Below are 18,258 nucleotides of genomic sequence, written 5' to 3' on the forward strand. Positions count from 1 at the left end.
GATGTCGCTCGCGCACGATGCCCGCGTCCCCGTTCGTCCCGCCCTGGCGCAGCAGGGTGCGCGGACATGGCCGGAGATCAACAATCCCGCCGCCTGGGCCGTTGCGGCCATTCTCCTGATCATGCCGCTGATCGCCAACGGCTTCTTCCTGATCGAGATCTTCGCGACCACGCTGATCCTCGGCACCATGGCGCTGAGCCTGATGTTCCTCGCCGGCTATGGCGGCATGGTCAGTCTGATGCAGCTCACCATCGCGGGCTTCTCGGCTTACATGGTCGCCGTGTTCGGCGTCAGCGCCAACGCCAACATCAGCCTGGGCTGGCCGTGGTGGCTCGCCGTTCCGATGGCGCTGGCATTGGCGACCGCCTTCGGCACGCTCGGCGGTGCGCTCGCGGTGCGCACCGAAGGCATCTACACCATCATGATCACGCTCGCGATTGGAGCTGCCTTCTATTATTTCACCAACCAGAACTGGGCGATCTTCAACGGCCATACCGGCATCAACACCGTGGCCACGCCGCACTTCTGGGGCGTGAACTGGCGCGCGGACATTCCCTTCTACTACGTCGTGCTCGCGGTCGCCGCGCTCTGCTATTTCGCGGTTGAATATGTCTCGCGCGCCCCCTTCGGGCTCGCGCTCCAGGGCGTGCGCGACAATCCGCGACGCATGGCAGCGCTCGGCTTCAACGTCAACGCCCATCGCGTCGCCGCCTACGCCTTCGCGTCTTTCGTGGCGGCGCTCGCCGGCGTTCTCCAGGTCTGGAATTATCGCCAGATCTCGCCGGGGTCGGTCAGCGTCGGCGCCTGCATCGACGTGCTGATCATCGCCGTGGTCGGCGGCATCACCCGCCCGATCGGCCCGTTCATCGGTGCGCTGATCTTCGTGCTGCTGCGCACCTTCGCGCTCGACGTTCTGATCAGGCTAGGTCTTGACGGCAACCGCTTCCGCCTGCTGATCGGACTCGGCTTCCTCGCCATCGTGTTCTGGTCCTCGGACGGCGTCATCGGCCTGTGGCAGCGCTGGCGCCAGCATCAGCGCCGCGACGTCAACCGCTCCGGTGGAGGGCGCGGCCATGGATAGCGTCGCCCAGCGCCTCTCCGCCGTCGGTGCCGGTGCCGCGCTCGAGCTGCGCGGCGTGACGCGGTTGTTCGGCGCGCTCGCAGCGCTGACCGACGTCACCATCACGGTTCGTCCGGGCGAGCGGCGCGCCGTGCTCGGCTCGAACGGCGCCGGTAAGACCACGCTGTTCAACTGCATCACCGGCGACTTCCCGCCCTCCTCCGGCACCATCCGTTTCTTCGGCGAGGACGTCACGCACTTCCCGCCCTATGAACGCATCCGCCGCGGGCTGCGCCGGACCTACCAGATCTCGGCGCTGTTCCCCGGCCTCACCGTGCAGGACAACATCTATCTCGCCTGCCGTGGCGTCTCGCGCGGGCGCTTCTCGTTCCTGCGCCCGGGACAGAACGACGCCCTGATGCATGCCGCGGACAACCTCGTCCAGGCCGTGCATCTGTCCGCCGTGAAGGACCAGCGCGTCGCCGAGCTGGCGCACGGCCAGCAGCGCCAGCTCGAGATCGCGCTCGCACTCGCCGGCGCGCCGCGCTTCGTCCTGTTCGACGAGCCGGCCGCGGGCCTGTCCCCGACCGAGCGAGCCGAGCTGATCGAGATCCTGACCTCCCTGCCGGCCCATATCGGCTACATCATCATCGAGCACGACATGGATGTCGCCCTGCGCGTCGTCGAGAGCGTCACCATGATGCACAACGGGCGCGTCTTCAAGGAAGGCCTGCCGCAGGAGATCCAGTCCGATCCCGAAGTGCAGGAGCTCTATCTGGGAGGCGGCCATGAGTGAGGTCCGCCGCTCACCCGCTGCGCTCGAAGTCCGCGGTCTCGACGTCTATTACGGTCACTCCCACGCGCTGCAAGGCGTCGATATCACGCTGGAGAGCGGCGTTTTCTCCGTCGTCGGCCGCAACGGCATGGGCAAGACCACGCTGTGCAAGGCGATCATGGGGCTGGTCGGCGTGAGCGGCGGATCGATCCGCGTGCGCGGCGAGGACGTCACGCGGCGGCCGCCGGCCCAGATCGCGCGGCTCGGCGTCGGCTATGTGCCGCAAGGACGGCGTCTCTGGCGCTCGCTCAGCGTCGACGAGCATCTGCGGCTTGCCGGCGGGCTGCGCTCCGGCGCCTGGACCGTCGAGCGCATCTACGACACCTTCCCGCGGCTCGCCGAACGCAAGGATCATGGCGGCGGCCAGCTTTCCGGCGGTGAGCAGCAGATGCTGGCGATCTCGCGCGCGCTGCTCACCAATCCGCATCTCCTGATCATGGACGAGCCGACCGAAGGCCTCGCGCCCGTCATCGTCGCACAGGTCGAGGAGATGCTGCTGCAGCTGGGCGAGGACGGTGACATGTCCGTGCTCGTGATCGAACAGAACATCGGCGTTGCCACCGCGGTCTCGCGCAATGTCGCGATCATGGTCAACGGCCGCGTCAACCGCATCATCGACTCCGGCCGTCTGGCCGCCGACCGCGAGTTGCAGCGGCGCCTGCTCGGGGTCGGCCTTCACGCCGAGCTCGCGCCCGATGTCGACATCTCCGCCTCCCCGGCTGAGGCGAAACCGGCGCCGACGCCACGGCGCGATGGACCGGTCCGCATCTACATCTCCAATCCCACGCCACCGACGCGATGGTCGCAGCCGGCGCCGATCGCACGCATCGAGGCGGCGGCCCGCACGGTCTCGACGCAGGCCGCGCGGCTGGAGGAGACGACGCGGCGCAAGCGCGAGCCGATGGCGGCGCAGACCGCCGGCCCGCCCGTCGTGCTGGTCGTCGGCACCCTCGACACCAAAGGCACCGAGTTGCGCTTCATCCGCGACATCATCGCGGCAACCGGCCTTCGCACGCGGCTGGTCGACGTTTCGACCAGTGGCAAGCATTCCAGCTGCGATGTCTCCGCGCAGGAGATTGCCCTGAACCACGGCCGCGGCGGATCCGCCGTGTTCGGCCCCGACCGCGGCGCCGCCGTGACCGCGATGGCCGATGCGTTCGCCAACTGGCTGCGGCGTCAGGGCAACGTTGCCGGCGTGATCTCGGCCGGCGGCTCGGGCGCGGCGTCGCTGGTTGCGCCAGGCATGCGCACCCTTCCCGTCGGCGTGCCCAAGCTGATCATCTCCTCCGTCGCCTCGGGCGATGTCGCACCCTATGTCGGCCCCGCCGACATCACGATGATGTACTCGGTCACGGACGTGCAGGGGCTGAACTCGATCTCGCGCGCGGTGCTGGCCAACGGCGCCAACGCGCTCGCCGGCATGGCCAAGGCGCGCCTCGACGAACGCGCCACGACGGCACGCCAGGCTGGCGGCCTGCCCTCGGTCGGCATCACCATGTTCGGCGTCACCACACCCGCGGTGCAGAAGATCACGGCCGAGCTGCGCGACGATTTCGAATGCCTGGTCTTCCACGCCACCGGCGTCGGCGGCCGGTCGATGGAAAACCTGGTCGAATCCGGCCAGCTCGCCAGCGTCATCGACCTCACCACGACCGAGATCTGCGACCTGCTGATGGGCGGCGTGTTCCCGGCGACGGAAGATCGCTTTGGCGCGATCATCCGCAGCCGGATTCCCTACATCGGCTCGGTCGGCGCGCTCGACATGGTCAATTTCGGCGCGCCCGACACCATTCCCGAGCGCTATCGCGGCCGCAAATTTCACGTCCACAATCCGCAGGTCACCTTGATGCGGACCACGGCCGAGGAGAACGAGCGCATGGGCCGCTGGATCGCCGAGCGGCTCAACCAGATGGACGGCCCTGTCCGCTTCTTCCTGCCCGAGGGCGGCGTCTCCGCGCTCGATGCGCGGGGCCAGCCGTTCTGGGATCCGGAGGCCGACGCCGCGCTGTTCCGCGCGCTGGAGCGCAGCGTGCGACAGACCGGCAATCGTCAGCTCATTCGCACGCCCAAAAACATCAACGATCCCGAGTTCGCCGCCGCCATCGTCAGTGCGTTCCGAACGCTGTTCGGCCGCATGGCTGCGCGACGGAGACTAGCGAGGTGACCGATGGCCAGGTTTGAACGCGCAGCCCTCCTGAAGAAGTTCCGCGACATGGCGAGGCGCGGCGAGCCGATCGTCGGCGGCGGCGCCGGCACCGGCCTGTCGGCAAAATGCGAGGAGGCCGGCGGCGTCGATCTCATCGTCATCTACAATTCGGGCCGCTATCGCATGGCCGGCCGCGGCTCGCTCGCGGGCCTGATGGCCTATGGCGATGCCAATGCCATCGTGCTCGAAATGGCCAGTGAAGTCCTCCCGGTGGTCGGCCAGACGCCGGTCCTTGCCGGCGTCAACGGCACTGACCCGTTCCGCGACATGGACGTCTTCCTCGATCAGCTCAAGGCACTTGGTTTCGCAGGCGTCCAGAATTTTCCGACGGTCGGTCTGATCGATGGCACCTTCCGCGCCAATCTCGAAGAGACCGGGATGTCCTATGCGCTCGAGATCGACATGATCGCGAAGGCCCATGACAAGGACATGCTGACCACGCCCTACGTATTCAGCGAGAAGGAGGCCGCCGCGATGGCGATCGCCGGTGCCGACATCATCGTCTGCCACATGGGGCTGACGACAGGCGGCACGATCGGCGCACAGACCGCGCCAAAGCTGAAGGACTGCCCCGCGCGGATCGACATCTGGGCCACGGCGGCGCTCAGCGTCAATCCGGACATCCTGGTGCTGGCCCATGGCGGCCCGATCGCAAATCCCGCCGACGCCGATTTCATCATGAAGAACACCCGTCATTGCCACGGCTTCTATGGTGCCTCCTCGATGGAGCGGCTGCCCGTGGAGCGGGCGCTGACGGAACAGGTACGTCAATTCAAGGCCATCGGCGCGCGATAAGCCGAAGGTTCGAGGGAGGAAAAAATGTCAGGGATGCTGGTCGGTGAATTGATCCTCTGGCTGATCGTCGCGATCGTCGTGATCGTGGTTGGCGTCTATATCGTGAACTGGCTCTACCACCGCTCCTCCAAGGAGACCTCGTTTGTCCGGACCGGTTTCCTCGGCGAACGCGTGGTCATCAATGGCGGCGCCTTCGTGCTGCCGTTCATCCACGACTACACGCCGGTCAACATGAACGTGCTGCCGATGGGCATCGTGCGCTCGCGGCAGGACGCCGTGATCACCCGCGACCGCATGCGGGTCGACATCGAGGCCGACTTCTATGTGCGCGTGCAGCCGACCCGCGAAGCCGTCTCGATTGCGGCCGCCACGCTCGGCCGCCGCACCATGGAACCGGAGCAGCTGCATGCCCTGCTCGCCGGCAAGTTCATCTCCGCGATCCGCTCGGTCGCCTCCGAAATGACCATGGAGGAGATGCACGAGCGGCGCGGCGACTATGTCGCACGGGTCAAGACCAACGCGGCCGAGGCGCTCGCGCTGAACGGTCTCGAGCTGGAATCGGTCGCGATCACCGATCTCGACCAGACCGACCTCGAATTCTTCAACCCCTCGAACCGCTTCGACGCCGAAGGTCTGACCCGGCTGATGGAGGACATCGAGGCCAAGCGGAAGCTGCGCAACGACATCGAGCAGGACTCGATGATCAAGATCCGCTCCCGCAACCTGGAGGCCGAGCGGCAGGCGCTCGAGATCGAGCGCGAGAGCGAGACCGCGCGCCTGGAGCAGGAGCGCGACATCGAGATGCGCCGCGCCCTCCAGCGCACCGAAGTGGCCCGCGAGCGGGCGCTGCGCGAGACCGAGGCCGAACAGGCGCAGATCTCGGCGCGCGAGGCCATCGAGCGCGCCCGCATCGCCAACGATCAGGCGATCGCGGAAGCGCGCATCGCCTCGGAGCGCGAGACCCGTCAGAAGGAGATCGAGCGGAGCCGCACCATCGAGGAGAAGGAGCTGCTGGCGCGCGAGGAGATCGAAAAGACGAGGATCGCCAACCAGCGCTCGATCGACACCACCCGCATCGCCTCCGAGCGCGAGGTGCGCCAGCGCGAGATCGAGCGGATGCGCACGGTCGAGGAAGCCGAGATTTCCGCGCGCGAAGCCATCGAGAAGGCCCGGATCCAGCAGGATCGCGTCGTCACCGATGCCCGCATCGCCAACGAAGAGGAGACGCGGCGCCGCGAGATCGAGCGCACCCGCGCCGTGGACGAGGCCGAGATCGCCGCGCGCGAGGCCACCGAAAAGGCCCGCATCGCCCAGACCATGACCGTCAACGTCGAGCGCATCTCCTCCGACGAGCGCACCCGCGCGCTGGAGATCAAGCAGGTGCGCACCATCCAGGAGGCCGAGATCGAGGCCCAGCGCGCGGTCGAGGCCGCGCGCATCGCCCGCGAGCGGACGCTGGCCGCAGAACGCATCGCGGCCGAGCAGAACACCCGGCAGCTGGAGATCGAGCGCAACCAGACGCTCGACGTCGCCGGCATCGCGGCCCGCGAAGCGACGGAAGCCTCCCGCATCGCCCAGGAGGAGCGCGTGCGTTCGCTGGAGATCGCCCGCAACCGCGCCGTCGAGGAAGCCGACATCGCCTCGCGCGAGGCGATCGAAGCAGCCCGCATTGCGCAGGAGAAGGCGGTCGCGGCCGAGCGCATCCAGGCCGAGCGCGACACCCGTTCGCTCGAGATCGAGCGGACCGGCATCCTGGAAGCGGCCGAGCTGAAACGGCGCGACGCCATCGAGCGCCAGCGGATCACGGTCGATCTCGCGCTCGAGGCCGAACGCATCAACTCCTCGAAGAAGCGCGAGGTGCTCAACATCGAGCAGAAGAAGGCGATCGAGATCGCCGACGAGGATCGCGTCATCGCACTTTCCACCAAGCGCTCCGAACGCATCGACGCCGATCGCCAGGTCAAGCAGGCCGAGATCGTCGCACGCAAGGAGGTCGAGACCACCGACGTCTCGCGCGAGCAGGCGCTGGAAGCCGCCCGCATCGAGCGTCGGCGCGCCATCGAGCAGCTCGAGGTCGCCCGCGTGCAATCCCTGCAAGAGGCCGAGATTGCCTCCCGCGAGGAGGTCGAGCGCGCCCGCATCGCGTCGGATCGCGGCTTGGACGAGGCCCGCATCGGCCGCGAGCGCGAGCTGCGCAAGCTCGAAGTCAACCGCGAAAAGGACGTCGAGACCGTCCTGATGGAGAAGGCGATCGCCATTCATCAGAAATCGCTGGAGGAGTCCGCCGCGCGCGCCGCCGCCGAGGAAGCCCGGATGCGCGCCACCGAAGCGGCCGAGCGTGTCGTCACCGCTCGCGAGAGTGAGATCGCCAAGCGGCGCAAGACGGTCGAAGTTCTGCTCGCCGAGAAGCAGGCGGAGGAGACGCGCATCGCGGCCGAAGCCGAGCGCATCCGCGCCACCGTTGAAGCCGAGGCGCAGCGAATGCTCAACGAGGCCGAGAACGTGCTGACGGATCAGGCGCGCTACTCGCTGTTCCGCCGCAAGCTGCTCGACCGCATCGAGGGGATCGTGCGCGAGAGCGTCAAGCCGATGGAGAAGATCGAGGGCATCCGCATCCTTCAGGTCGACGGCCTCAACGGCAACGGGCACGGCGGCGGCAATGGCGGCCGCAGCGCCACCGACGAGGTGATCGACTCCGCGCTACGCTACCGCGTCCAGGCGCCCCTGATCGACTCCATCCTGTCCGATATCGGCGTCGAGGGCGGCAGCCTCGCAAAGATGCCCGGCCTGATCCGCGAGGCCCGCGACATGCAGGGCATCAAGGATGCCGCGCGTAAGGGCGGCGGTGGCGGCGACAAACCGGCGGCCTCTCCGCAAGCGGCCGAAGGCGGCGAGCCGCCGGCCGAGCGCGGTCCGCGAAAGAAAAGCTGAGGTCGCGCCATGGCCCGCGTCTACGTCTCCACCGTCGTCAACGCCCGCAACGATCGCGTCTGGGCGCGGGTGCGCGATTTCAACGGCCTGCCGAATTGGCACCCAGCGATCGCCGAAAGCCGGATCGAGGGCGGCGAGCCCTCCGACAAGATCGGTTGTGTGCGAGATTTTCGCCTGCGCAACGGCGACCGGATCCGCGAGAAGCTGCTCGGCCTCTCCGACTACGACATGTTCTGCACCTACTCTATCCTGGAATCGCCCATGGGCGTCGAGAACTACGTCGCGACCCTACGGCTCACGCCCGTCACCGACGGCGACCAGACCTTCATGGAATGGACCGCCGAATTCGACTGCGCGCCGGAACGCGAGACCGAGCTCGTCAGCAATATCGGCGGCGGCGTATTCCAGGGCGGCTTCGATGCCTTGAAGCGCGTGTTCGGAGGCTGACGTGACCCGACCCGTTTCGATCAAGGCACACTGCGCCCCCTCGCCCCGCTTGCGGGGAGAGGCTTGGGGTGAGGGGGAGCCTCTCCGGGGACGGAAGCAGTTGGACTCGCGGAGCCTTCCCCTCACCTGGCGCTTCGCGCCGACCTGTCCCCGCAAGCGGGGCGAGATGAAGAAAACGAGAGAGGGCTAGCCGTGCCGCACGTCGTCAAGAGCACGATCCTGAACGCGCCGACCGACACGGTGTGGAACCTGCTGCGCGATTTCAACGGGCACGATCGCTGGCATCCGGCGGTCGCGACCTCCTCGATCGAACGCGCGCAGTCCGCCGACAAGATCGGCTGCGTCAGGCGGTTCAAGCTCAAGGACGGCTCCGAGCTGCGCGAGCAATTGCTGGCCCTGTCCGACCTGGAACAGACCTGCAGCTATTGCCTGCTCGATACGCCGATCCCGATGTTCAACTACGTCGCCCATGTCCGCCTGCTGCCGGTCACCGATGGCGACCGCACCTTCTGGCACTGGGAGTCGCGGTTCACGACAAGATCCGAAGACCGGGAGCGCATCACCCACATGGTCGCCGAAGACATTTACCAGGCCGGGTTCGAAGCGATCCGGCGACACCTGAAGGAGGCCGCTTAAGCCATGGCCGTGACGGTAAAGACTTTTGCAAATGCGAGCGAGGCAGCCGGAGCGCTGTCCTCGGATCGCAGCGCGCGCTACCTCGGCGGCGGCACACTGGTGATGCGGGCGCTAAACGAAGGCGATGTCTCGATCTCGACCGTCGTCCGCGCGCAGGATCAGGCGCTGACCAGGATCGATGCGTCCGGCCCGCGCGTGACGCTCGGGGCTGGCGTCACCTTCGCGCGCGTGCTCGCCGAGCGCGACCTCGCCTTCCTGCACGCCCCAGCCCGCTCGATCGGCGGCCCTGCCGTGCGCAATATGGGAACCGTGGGCGGCAACCTCTTTGCGCCAAGTCCCTACGGCGATTTTACCGTGGCGCTGCTGGCGCTCGACGCCACCGTCGCTGTCGCAGGCGGCTTCGGCGCGCGGGACATCCCGATCGAAGAGTTCCTGCAGGGGCGCGACCGGCAGGCCGGCACGCTGGTGCTGTCGGTCTCCTGCACGAGGCCGGCGAGTGCGGACGCCTTCCGCTATCGCAAGATCGCGCGGATCAAGCCGAAGGGCGGCGCGGTGATCACGCTGGCCGCGCATCTGCCCATCAGCGGGGGCCGGATTGCGGGTGCGCGGATCGCCCTGGGCTCGATGGCGCCGACGCAGATCCGCGCCCGAGCCGCCGAGCGCGCACTGGAGGGCCGATCACTGGATGCCGCGACCATCGCGGCTGCCGCATCGGCGGCAAGCGAAGGAACATCGCCGTCGGACAACGCGCTCGGCAGCGCCTGGTACCGCCGCGAGATCGTCGGCGTGCATCTGCGGCGTCTGCTGTCGGGACAGGAATAGATCGAAATGGCAAAAATCCCCCTGCAATTTCGTCACAATGGCCGCGACGTCGCGATCTTCGTCGATGGCGGCACTAATCTGCTGGTGGCACTGCGCGAGCTGATCGGCGACATGACACCGAAATTCGGCTGCGGCCAGGGCGGCTGCGGCACCTGCAGCGTGCTGATCGACGGCGAGCTGCACCTGTCCTGCCTGACACTGGCCGAGACCGTCGCGGGCCGCTCGGTCGAGACGCTCGACGGCATGAAGCAGGGCCCGAACCTGCATCCGCTGCAGCGCGCCTTCGCCGACCATTTTGCCGCCCAGTGCGGCTATTGCACGCCGGGCATGCTGATGGCCGCCAAGGCGCTGCTCGACCGCAATCCCTCGCCCAGCCGCGAGGAGGTCGTCGAAGCCATCTCGGGCAACATCTGCCGCTGCACCGGCTACGGGCCGATCATCAATGCCATCCTCGCCGCCGCCGGCGGCCGGGTCAGCGCGTAAGGGAGCGCGACCATGCTGGAACTGCGCAAGGACATCTTCGCCGACGAGCGCGACGATAACTTAAAGGAAATCGGCAAGGGCACCCAGCGCCAGGACATGCTCGGCCATGTCACGGGCACATCCACCTATTTCAATGACCACAAGCTCCAGGGCATGCTGCACCTGAAGGTCGTGCGCTCGACGCAGGCGCATGCAAGGCTCCGCCGCATCGACACCACCGAGGCCGAGCGCTCGGCCGGCGTCCGCCGCATCATCCGCGGGGCGGACGTGCCGCGCAACCTCAACACGCTGCTGAGCCTCATCAACTTCGGCAAGGACGACGAGCCCTCGCTGGCGGTCGAAAAGGTGCGTTACAAGGGCGAGCCGATCCTGGCCATCGTTGCGGACAGCGAGCGCGAGGCCTTCGAGGCGATCGCAAAAGTCCGGATCGACTATGAGCCGCTGCCGACCGTGTTCGACGTCGAGGACGCGCTGAAGCCCGGCGCGCCCGTGGTCAACGAGACCTATCCGAAGAACACGTTCACCTATCACGACGTCTACGATCACCAGCGCCTGCGCTTCGGCGACGCCGATGCGGCACTTGCAACCGCCGACCACGTGCTCGAGCAGCGCTACCAGATGTCGCCGATCGAACACGCGCCGACCGAGACGAACGGGGCGATCGCAGCCCCTGACACCAACGGCCGCTATGTCGTCTACACCTCGACCCAGGCGCTGTTCTTCTCGGTCGACACCTGCGCCAAGATCCTAAACGTGCCCTCCAACACCTTCCACTTCATCGGCGGCACCGTGGGCGGCGGTTTCGGCGGCAAGGTCGACACCCTGACCGAGCCGCTCGCGATCCTCGGCGCGATGCTGACCGGGCGGCCCGTCCGCTACGTGTTCGGACGCGAGGAGGAGATGCAGTACGGCCCGCCGCGTGGCGCCGAACGCATCTACATCAAGGACGGCGTGATGCGCGACGGCCGTATCGTCGCACGCAAGATCCGCGCCTATTTCGACAGCGGCGCCTATACGCGGCTGTCGAGCTACGCCGCCGTGAAATGTGCCGCGCATCTGCCGGGGCCCTATACGATCCCAAACGTCTATGGCGACGTCTATTGCGTCTTCACCAACCGCACGCCCGCGACCGCCATGCGCGGCTTCGGCATCACCGCGATGGACTTCGCTATCGAATGCCAGATGGACAAGCTGGCCAACCTCGTCGGCATGGACCCGATGGAGTTCCGCATCCTCAATGCCTATCGCGACGGCGACATGAAGGCGCACCGGCGCGAGGCCAAGAACACCGCGTTGATCGAATGCGTCCAGGTCGCCGCCGAAAAAGCAAAGTGGCCGATCCGCGACGAGTTCAAGCGCGCCTCCTCACGCAAGGACGGCGGCGGCAGCCGCGCTGTGATCCCGCCAACGCCCACGGATTCGCGCAGCCGACCAACGGCCCCGGCGCAGCAACGCACCAGCTATGACCGGCTTCCGCCCACTGTCACCCGGGAACCACCGCGCGAGCCGACACCACCAGCGCCGCCGCCCCCGCCGCCACGGCCAGCGGCGCCCTCGCATGGCGCGACTCGTTTCTCCTCTGTCTTCGGCACCAGGAGGCGTTGAGATGACCACGTATCGCGGACGCGGCATGGCGTCGATCAACTATCCCATCGGCATGAATCTCGGCGGCGATCCGAGCCAGGCGCTGGTGCATTCCAACCCGAGCGGTAAGTTCACCGTGGCACTGTCGTCGATCGATCTCGGCCAGGGCATGAAGTCGGTAACACGGCAGATCTGCGCGGAGACCTTGGGCGTACCGGTCGAGGACGTCTATGTCGACACCGCCGATTCCGACACCGGCCCGCATTGCATGGGCTCGTTCGCCTCGCGCGGCACCCATCGCGTCGGCAACGCCGTGATGGCCGCCGCCCGCGAGGCGCGCGGCGTGATGATGGAGGCGGCAGCCGAGGAGCTCGAGGTCAACGCCGCAGATCTCGAAACCGACGGCCGCGGCAACATCCATGTCAAGGGCGCGCCTCATCGCTCGATATCGACCAAGGATGTCGCGATCGCGGCGCAGTTCAAGCAGGGCAAGTCCATCTCCGGCCGCGGCATCTTCCTCGTGCCCCTCTCCGACGTCGACCCCGAAACCGGCGAGATGTCGCCGGCGACCTGCTACGCGCATGCCTGTCTGGTCGCCGAGGTCGAGGTCGACGACGAGACGGGCGAGGTAGCGATGGTCCGGATGGACTCCGCCTATGAGCTCGGCCGCGCCCTCAACCCGCGCCTGGTCGAGCAGCAGCTGGTCGGCGGCGCCTGGATGGGCGTCAGCCACGCGCTCTACGAGACGCCCGAACCTTACTATCCCGATCCCGTTCATGGCCCCCGCGACTTCGTCGAATATCTGATGCCCGGTCCCGGCGACATCTGCCCGCATGATGTCGCGGTGCTGGAACGCCCCGCGCCCGACGGACCGTTCGGCGCCAAGGGTCCCGGCGAGATGTGCGCCAACCCGGTGCTGCCGGCCGTCGCCAACGCGATCTTCAACGCCGTCGGCGTGCGGATCGACGATTTGCCAATCACGCCGGAAAAGGTGCTGCGGGCAATCAAGACGCAGGGCGGGGCGCGGCCGCAGGCGCGGCGCTGAGGGAAACGCCGTGGCGGTTCGCAGCAACATCGTCGGCATCGACAGCCCGGAGGCGCTGGAGAAGGCGCTGCGGGCGGCCTATTACCTCGCCGACGAAGGACTCGCGACCGCCGCCTATCTCGGCCTCGCCCTCGGCAAGCCGCTTCTGCTGGAAGGCGCGCCCGGCGTCGGCAAGACGGAAGCGGCGAAGGCCATCGCCGCCGTGCTCGGCCGCCGATTGATGCGCCTGCAGTGCTACGAGGGCATCGACGCCTCGGCCGCGCTCTACGAATGGAACTACCCGCGCCAGATGCTTGCGATCCGTCAGGCCGGCGACGACAGCATCGACATCTACGGCGAGACCTTCCTGATCGAGCGGCCGATGCTGGCAGCGCTCCGCGCGCCCGATTCCACCGTGCTGCTGATCGACGAGATCGACCGGGCCGACCAGGAGTTCGAGGCATTTCTGCTCGAATTCCTCTCCGACTTCCAGATATCCATTCCCGAGCGCGGTACGATCCGCGCGGCCGAGCGCCCGGTCGTCGTGCTCACCTCGAACCGGACGCGCGATCTGCACGAAGCCTTGCGCCGCCGCTGCGTCTATCACTGGATCGACTATCCCACCGCTGAGCGGGAGGCGCGGATCATCATGATGCGCGCCTCCAGCGTCGCCGAAGCCACGGCCCGCGCCGTCGTCGTGGCCGTCGAGAAATTGCGCCGCGAGCCGCTGAGCAAGGCGCCCGGCATCGCCGAGGCCGTCGATTGGGCCGAGGCCGCAACATTGCTCAACAAGGGCGGCGCGCGCTGGCCCGACGCCTTCAGGCGGTCGATCGGCGTGGCGCTGAAGGACGAGGAAGACCTGCACTTCATCGCCCCCCGGCTCGATGCCATGCTCGCGGAGGCGACCGCATGAGCACCGAGCTGCAGCTCCCGCACCCCGCCCGCGTCTTCATTTCCTTCGTCGCGCTGCTGCGCGCCAACGATTTCGCCGTTGCGCCGGAGCAGACCATCGCCTTTCTCGCCGCGATCGCATTGCTCGGTCCGCGCGACCTCGACGACATCAGGCAATCCGCCCTCGCCACCCTCGCCCCGCCGCCCGAGCGCCGCGCCACCTTCGACCGGCTGTTCGACCTTCATTTCCGCGGCAGCGAGGCCATCGCGCACACTGACGACGGCGAGGATGACGAGACCGTCCGTCTCCAGGAGGAAGGCCGCGGCGACGAGGAGCCCCTCTTCTCCGATGACGCCAATGAATCAGGCCAGACCGCAACACGCACCGAGGCGCTGGTCGAGCGCCGGTTCGCCCAGCTCTCCACGACCGATCCGCTCCGCCGCCTGGCGCGCGAAGCCCCGCGGCGCCTGCCCCGGCGGCGCGGGCACCGCCGCATGCGGGCACGGCGCGGCCCCTTCGCCGATCTCCGCCGCACCTTGCGCGACAGCGTCCGCAGCGACGGCGAGATCCTGCGGCTCGGCCACATGAAGCGGCGCCAGCGCCCACGCAAGATGCTGCTGCTGATCGACGTCTCCGGCTCGATGAAGAGCCGCACCGAGGAAAACATGAAGCTCGCGCATGCGCTGGTGCAGGCCGCGCCCAATGTCGAGGTCTTCACCTTCGGCACCCGGCTTACCCGCGTTACCCGCGCTCTGCGGCTGAAGCGGCGGGAGCAGGCAATGAATGCCGCGGCGCATCTGGTCAGCGACTGGGACGGCGGCACCCGCATCGGCGATGCGCTGCAGGCGTTCCTGGCTGTGCCACGGTTCGGAGGATACGCCCGCGGTGCCGCCGTGGTCATCGTGTCCGACGGGCTCGAGCGCGGTGAGCCCGACGCGCTTCGCGACGCGGCCGCGAAATTGTCGCGCCGGGCCTGGCGCCTGAGCTGGCTGACGCCGCTCGCGACAGGCCCCGCGTTCCGCCCGCAGACCGAAGCGCTCGTCGCGATCGAACGCTTCGTCGACGATCTCGTGGACGGCGGATCGAGTGCCTCGATCGTCGCCCATGTCCTTGCACTGGGACGAAGGAGAGTTGCGTGAACGGTATTGTCGATGGCCATCATCACATCTGGCGGCAGGCCGACCTGCCCTGGCTGACCGGCCCCATGCAGCCGCGCATCTTCGGACCCTACGAGCCGATCCGCCGCGATTATCCGATCGAGGAGTATCTCGCCGATCTCGAGGGCGTCGGCGTCACGCGCTCCGTCTACGTGCAGACCAATTGGGCACAAGAGCACTTCGAGGAAGAAGCAGCCTGGGTGCAGCGCACGGCCGACGAGCACGGCTGGCCGCATGCCATCGTCGCCTACGCCAATTTCGCGGCCGACGACGTGCGCCCGCAGCTCGACAGCCTGAAGCGCTATCCGCTGCTGCGCGGCGTGCGCATGCAGCTGCACTGGCACGAGAACCCGCTGTACCGCTTCGCGGCTCGTCCGGACCTGTGCGCCGATCCCGTAACCCGTCGCAACGTCGCGCATCTCGCCGATTACGGCTGGAGCTTCGAGCTGCAGGTGTTCACGCCGCAGATGCCGGATGCCGCGCTGCTGGCGGAGTCCTGCCCCAAGGTGACGTTCATCCTCCAGCATGCCGGCATGCTGGAGGATCTCTCGCCGGCGGGCCGCGCGGCCTGGCGTGCGGGCATGGCTCGCCTCGCCACATGCCCGAACGTGGTCTCGAAACTGTCCGGGCTCGGGACCTTCATCCATCGTAACGATCCCGCCCATATCGCGGCCGTGCTCACCGATACGGTTGCGATTTTCCGAGCGCTGCCTGTTCGGCTCCAACTTCCCGATCGAGAAATTATGGACCAGCTATCGCGAGCTCGTCAGTGCCTTTCGCGCAGCCGCCGCCCCGTTCAGTGCGGAGCAGCAGGACGCAATCTTCAGGACGACGGCGACGCGCGTCTACCGGCTTTGACAGACAAGAAACGAGACAGGAGGGCAACGTATGGCGCTGGAGATCAAGATCCTGGACTACGGCGATATCGAGCTGGAATCGAGCTTCCTGGTGCTCGGACGCGACTGCGGCCGCACCCGCCGCGTCCTTACCCTGGGCTTCCTGATCCTCGGCGGCCCCTACCCGGTCGTGGTCGACACCGGCTATCGCTCCAACCAGATCATGGAGACGCTGGGCATGCGGGGGCTGCAGTACCATGAGCACATGATCGAGAACCAGCTCGCGCGCCACGGCGTACGCATGGGCGACGTGCGCTTTGTCTGCCACACCCATCTGCACATCGACCATGCCGGCAAGGACGATCTGTTCCCGATGAACACGACCGTCGTCGTCAACCGCAAGGAGCTCGAATATTCCGTCTCCGGCCTGATGCATCCGCAATATCCGGCGCCCGACATCAAGCACCTGATCGACCGCCTGCACACCAAGAGCGCGCTGCGCTTCCTCGACCTCGAGATCACCGGTCCGATCGAGCTGATGCCCGGCGTCTATTGCGATGCGGCCAACGCCCACACCGAGGGCTCGATGAACATCATCGTCCACACCGCCGATGGCATCGCCACCATTTGTGGCGACGTCATCTACGACTTCAACGACCAGATCGTCACGCCCTTCCACGAGATTCACGATTGGGAGCCGCGCACCACCGGCAACCATGGCACCAGCAAGCGTGCGGAGAAGGCCGCGATCAAGAGGCTGCTCAGCAATTCGCGCTACCTCCTCCCCGTGCACGACCGGCCCGCCAAGATCGAAGGCGGCAATGTCGTGGGTCGGCTGCATGACCAGGTTCCCGGTCCGATCGTGCAGTCGCTGCCCCAGCGCAACTGGTTCCCGGCGTGAGGCTTTTTTTGCGCATGATCCTTTCGGAAAACCGCTCAACACTTTTCCGGATCATGCGTCCGAGGATCGACCGATGACGCATGTCACCCTGCGAAGCGAGTTCGAGAATCTGATCGATCCCTATGCGCCGGTCGCGCAGGTCGGCACCGGCTTCGACTTCACGGAAGGGCCGATCTGGCATCCGGTCGATCATTACCTGCTGTTCTCGGACATGCCGGCCGACGTGCGCCGGCGCTGGGATGCGCGGCGCGGTATCGTCGAGGTCAAGCGTCCCTCGAACAAATGCAACGGCATGACCTATGACGCCGAGCTCAATCTGATCGTCTGCGAGCACGCGACCTCATCGCTTGTCCGCGAGCGCCCGGACGGACGGCGCGAGGTGCTCGCGTCGCATTTCGGCGGCCAGGAGCTCAACAGCCCGAACGATGTCTGCGTGCACTCATCGGGCGCGATCTATTTCTCGGACCCCTGGTATGGACGGATGCCCGTCTATGGCGTCGAGCGGCCGCGCCAGCTCGGCTTTCAGGGCGTCTTTCGCGTCATGCCCGGCGGCGAGCCGAAGCTCGTGGTGGACCGCAACCTGTTCGATCAGCCGAACGGGCTGTGCTTCTCGCCGGACGAGAAGCTGCTCTATGTCAACGACACCGTGCAGGCGCTGATCCGCCTGTTCGAGGTCAACAGCGACGGTACGCTTTCGAACGCACACGTGTTCGCAAGCGGCATCCGCTCCGAGCTGGAGCCGGGCCTGCCCGACGGCATGAAGTGCGACCAGCACGGCAATGTCTGGGTCACCGCCCCCGGCGGCGTCTGGATCTATTCGCCGCGGGGCGAGCTGCTCGGCAAGGTCCGCGTGCCGGAGCTGGTCGCGAACCTCGCTTGGGGCGGGCCGGATTTCCGCACGCTCTATCTCACCTCGACCCATTCGGTGTATGCGATCCCGACCCGGGTCGGCCCGCGTCACGAGCCCTATATGAGCGGCCGTCGCGGCGGCAGCGCAGCGGTCCAGAGTTCATCGCCGGCGTCACCTGTTCTCACCGAGGGCGAGATGCGGCTCGATCCGCAGCGCTGCGCAATGATCATCCAGGATCTCCAGAACGACGTTATCATGGACGGCGGCGCCTTCGCCGATTCGGGCGCACCGGGTCACGCGAAGCAACAGCATGTCGTCGAGAACGTCCGGCGCCTTGCGGAAGCCGCACGCGCGCGCGGGGTCGCCATCATCCATGTCTGGTTCGTCGTCGAGCCTGGCGCGCCCGGCGTCACGCTCAACGCCCCGCTGTTCGAAGGGCTCGTCGACAGCAAAGCGATGGTGCGCGGAAGCTGGGGCGCCGCGCCCGTTTCCGGCCTCGAGCCGCGGCCCGGCGATTTCGTCGTCGAGAAGATGCGAATGAGCGCCTGGGAGGGCACGCGGCTGGAGACGATCCTGAAAGCCACGGGGCGCGACATGATCATCAATACCGGCGCATGGACCAACATGTCGGTCGAGCACACGGCGCGGACCGGCGCCGACAAGGGCTATTTCATGATCGTGCCCGAAGACTGCTGCTCGACCATGAATGCCGACTGGCACAACGCCTCGATCAATTTTGCCATGCAGAACGTCGCCGTCGTGACCAGGGCCGATGCCGTCATCAGAGCGCTGGGATGAG

General features: G+C 67.2%; 15 protein-coding genes and 1 pseudogene. All 16 read left to right on the plus strand.

Features of this window, described 5'->3' with window-relative positions; genetic code table 11:
* Window position 1: 1 nt before the first annotated feature.
* The 16 genes and pseudogenes from ACRQ5Q_RS27175 to ACRQ5Q_RS27250 all read left to right on the plus strand — a co-directional run bounded on the left by ACRQ5Q_RS27175 (window position 2) and on the right by ACRQ5Q_RS27250 (window position 18,257).
* A complete protein-coding gene (locus tag ACRQ5Q_RS27175; RefSeq protein WP_439392952.1) occupies window positions 2-1,081 on the plus strand; it encodes a branched-chain amino acid ABC transporter permease in 1,080 nt (359 codons plus the stop codon).
* The gene (locus ACRQ5Q_RS27180; RefSeq protein WP_439374627.1) at window positions 1,074-1,856 is read left to right on the plus strand and encodes an ABC transporter ATP-binding protein; all 783 of its coding nucleotides are present in this window, start codon (window positions 1,074-1,076) and stop codon (window positions 1,854-1,856) included. Before ACRQ5Q_RS27175 ends, ACRQ5Q_RS27180 begins: the two co-directional genes overlap by 8 nt.
* Window positions 1,849-4,059, plus strand: coding sequence for an ABC transporter permease (locus ACRQ5Q_RS27185; RefSeq protein ID WP_439392954.1), 2,211 nt, complete (start codon window positions 1,849-1,851; stop codon window positions 4,057-4,059). The genes ACRQ5Q_RS27180 and ACRQ5Q_RS27185 overlap by 8 nt, the downstream gene beginning before the upstream one ends.
* Before the next feature lie 3 nt (window positions 4,060-4,062).
* Complete coding sequence (locus ACRQ5Q_RS27190) at window positions 4,063-4,896, plus strand: phosphoenolpyruvate hydrolase family protein (RefSeq protein ID WP_439392956.1); 834 nt, start codon at window positions 4,063-4,065, stop codon at window positions 4,894-4,896.
* A gap of 24 nt (window positions 4,897-4,920) precedes the next feature.
* Window positions 4,921-7,827: a flotillin domain-containing protein gene (locus ACRQ5Q_RS27195; protein WP_439392957.1), complete on the plus strand. Its 2,907-nt coding sequence runs from the start codon at window positions 4,921-4,923 to the stop codon at window positions 7,825-7,827.
* A gap of 9 nt (window positions 7,828-7,836) precedes the next feature.
* Window positions 7,837-8,274 carry an SRPBCC family protein gene (locus tag ACRQ5Q_RS27200; protein ID WP_018643039.1) on the plus strand — a complete coding sequence of 146 codons (438 nt, stop codon included), beginning with the start codon at window positions 7,837-7,839 and terminating at the stop codon, window positions 8,272-8,274.
* Between the two features lie 192 nt (window positions 8,275-8,466).
* A complete protein-coding gene (locus ACRQ5Q_RS27205; RefSeq protein WP_439374623.1) occupies window positions 8,467-8,910 on the plus strand; it encodes an SRPBCC family protein in 444 nt (147 codons plus the stop codon).
* A gap of 3 nt (window positions 8,911-8,913) precedes the next feature.
* Window positions 8,914-9,732, plus strand: coding sequence for an FAD binding domain-containing protein (locus tag ACRQ5Q_RS27210; protein WP_439392959.1), 819 nt, complete (start codon window positions 8,914-8,916; stop codon window positions 9,730-9,732).
* A 6-nt stretch (window positions 9,733-9,738) separates the two neighbouring features.
* Window positions 9,739-10,215: a (2Fe-2S)-binding protein gene (locus ACRQ5Q_RS27215; RefSeq protein WP_439374621.1), complete on the plus strand. Its 477-nt coding sequence runs from the start codon at window positions 9,739-9,741 to the stop codon at window positions 10,213-10,215.
* Window positions 10,216-10,227: 12 nt separating this feature from the next.
* A complete protein-coding gene (locus ACRQ5Q_RS27220) occupies window positions 10,228-11,820 on the plus strand; it encodes a xanthine dehydrogenase family protein molybdopterin-binding subunit (protein ID WP_439392961.1) in 1,593 nt (530 codons plus the stop codon).
* 1 nt (window position 11,821) lies between these two features.
* Entirely contained in the window at window positions 11,822-12,844 is a 1,023-nt protein-coding gene (locus ACRQ5Q_RS27225) for a xanthine dehydrogenase family protein molybdopterin-binding subunit (RefSeq protein WP_439392963.1), read from the plus strand.
* 10 nt (window positions 12,845-12,854) lie between these two features.
* Window positions 12,855-13,736 carry an AAA family ATPase gene (locus ACRQ5Q_RS27230; protein ID WP_439374618.1) on the plus strand — a complete coding sequence of 294 codons (882 nt, stop codon included), beginning with the start codon at window positions 12,855-12,857 and terminating at the stop codon, window positions 13,734-13,736.
* Window positions 13,733-14,854: a vWA domain-containing protein gene (locus tag ACRQ5Q_RS27235; protein ID WP_439374617.1), complete on the plus strand. Its 1,122-nt coding sequence runs from the start codon at window positions 13,733-13,735 to the stop codon at window positions 14,852-14,854. The genes ACRQ5Q_RS27230 and ACRQ5Q_RS27235 overlap by 4 nt, the downstream gene beginning before the upstream one ends.
* Window positions 14,851-15,730 (plus strand): annotated as a pseudogene (locus tag ACRQ5Q_RS27240) (amidohydrolase family protein). Before ACRQ5Q_RS27235 ends, ACRQ5Q_RS27240 begins: the two are co-directional and overlap by 4 nt.
* A gap of 30 nt (window positions 15,731-15,760) precedes the next feature.
* On the plus strand, window positions 15,761-16,609 hold the full coding sequence (locus tag ACRQ5Q_RS27245; RefSeq protein ID WP_439374615.1) for an MBL fold metallo-hydrolase: 849 nt from the start codon (window positions 15,761-15,763) through the stop codon (window positions 16,607-16,609).
* A 73-nt stretch (window positions 16,610-16,682) separates the two neighbouring features.
* Complete coding sequence (locus tag ACRQ5Q_RS27250; protein WP_439374614.1) at window positions 16,683-18,257, plus strand: isochorismatase family protein; 1,575 nt, start codon at window positions 16,683-16,685, stop codon at window positions 18,255-18,257.
* Window position 18,258 lies beyond the last annotated feature (1 nt).

Origin of the sequence: Bradyrhizobium sp. PMVTL-01, assembly GCF_051861855.1 — a bacterium.
Taxonomy (GTDB): domain Bacteria; phylum Pseudomonadota; class Alphaproteobacteria; order Rhizobiales; family Xanthobacteraceae; genus Bradyrhizobium.

Coding starts and splice junctions, on each gene's coding strand:
- ACRQ5Q_RS27180 (WP_439374627.1), top strand. CDS start 1,074: ATGGATAGCGTCGCCCAGCGCCTCTCCGCCGTCGGTGCCGGTGCCGCG.
- ACRQ5Q_RS27250 (WP_439374614.1), top strand. CDS start 16,683: ATGACGCATGTCACCCTGCGAAGCGAGTTCGAGAATCTGATCGATCCC.
- ACRQ5Q_RS27225 (WP_439392963.1), top strand. CDS start 11,822: ATGACCACGTATCGCGGACGCGGCATGGCGTCGATCAACTATCCCATC.
- ACRQ5Q_RS27245 (WP_439374615.1), top strand. CDS start 15,761: ATGGCGCTGGAGATCAAGATCCTGGACTACGGCGATATCGAGCTGGAA.
- ACRQ5Q_RS27195 (WP_439392957.1), top strand. CDS start 4,921: ATGTCAGGGATGCTGGTCGGTGAATTGATCCTCTGGCTGATCGTCGCG.
- ACRQ5Q_RS27185 (WP_439392954.1), top strand. CDS start 1,849: ATGAGTGAGGTCCGCCGCTCACCCGCTGCGCTCGAAGTCCGCGGTCTC.
- ACRQ5Q_RS27200 (WP_018643039.1), top strand. CDS start 7,837: ATGGCCCGCGTCTACGTCTCCACCGTCGTCAACGCCCGCAACGATCGC.
- ACRQ5Q_RS27220 (WP_439392961.1), top strand. CDS start 10,228: ATGCTGGAACTGCGCAAGGACATCTTCGCCGACGAGCGCGACGATAAC.
- ACRQ5Q_RS27190 (WP_439392956.1), top strand. CDS start 4,063: ATGGCCAGGTTTGAACGCGCAGCCCTCCTGAAGAAGTTCCGCGACATG.
- ACRQ5Q_RS27210 (WP_439392959.1), top strand. CDS start 8,914: ATGGCCGTGACGGTAAAGACTTTTGCAAATGCGAGCGAGGCAGCCGGA.
- ACRQ5Q_RS27215 (WP_439374621.1), top strand. CDS start 9,739: ATGGCAAAAATCCCCCTGCAATTTCGTCACAATGGCCGCGACGTCGCG.
- ACRQ5Q_RS27175 (WP_439392952.1), top strand. CDS start 2: ATGTCGCTCGCGCACGATGCCCGCGTCCCCGTTCGTCCCGCCCTGGCG.
- ACRQ5Q_RS27235 (WP_439374617.1), top strand. CDS start 13,733: ATGAGCACCGAGCTGCAGCTCCCGCACCCCGCCCGCGTCTTCATTTCC.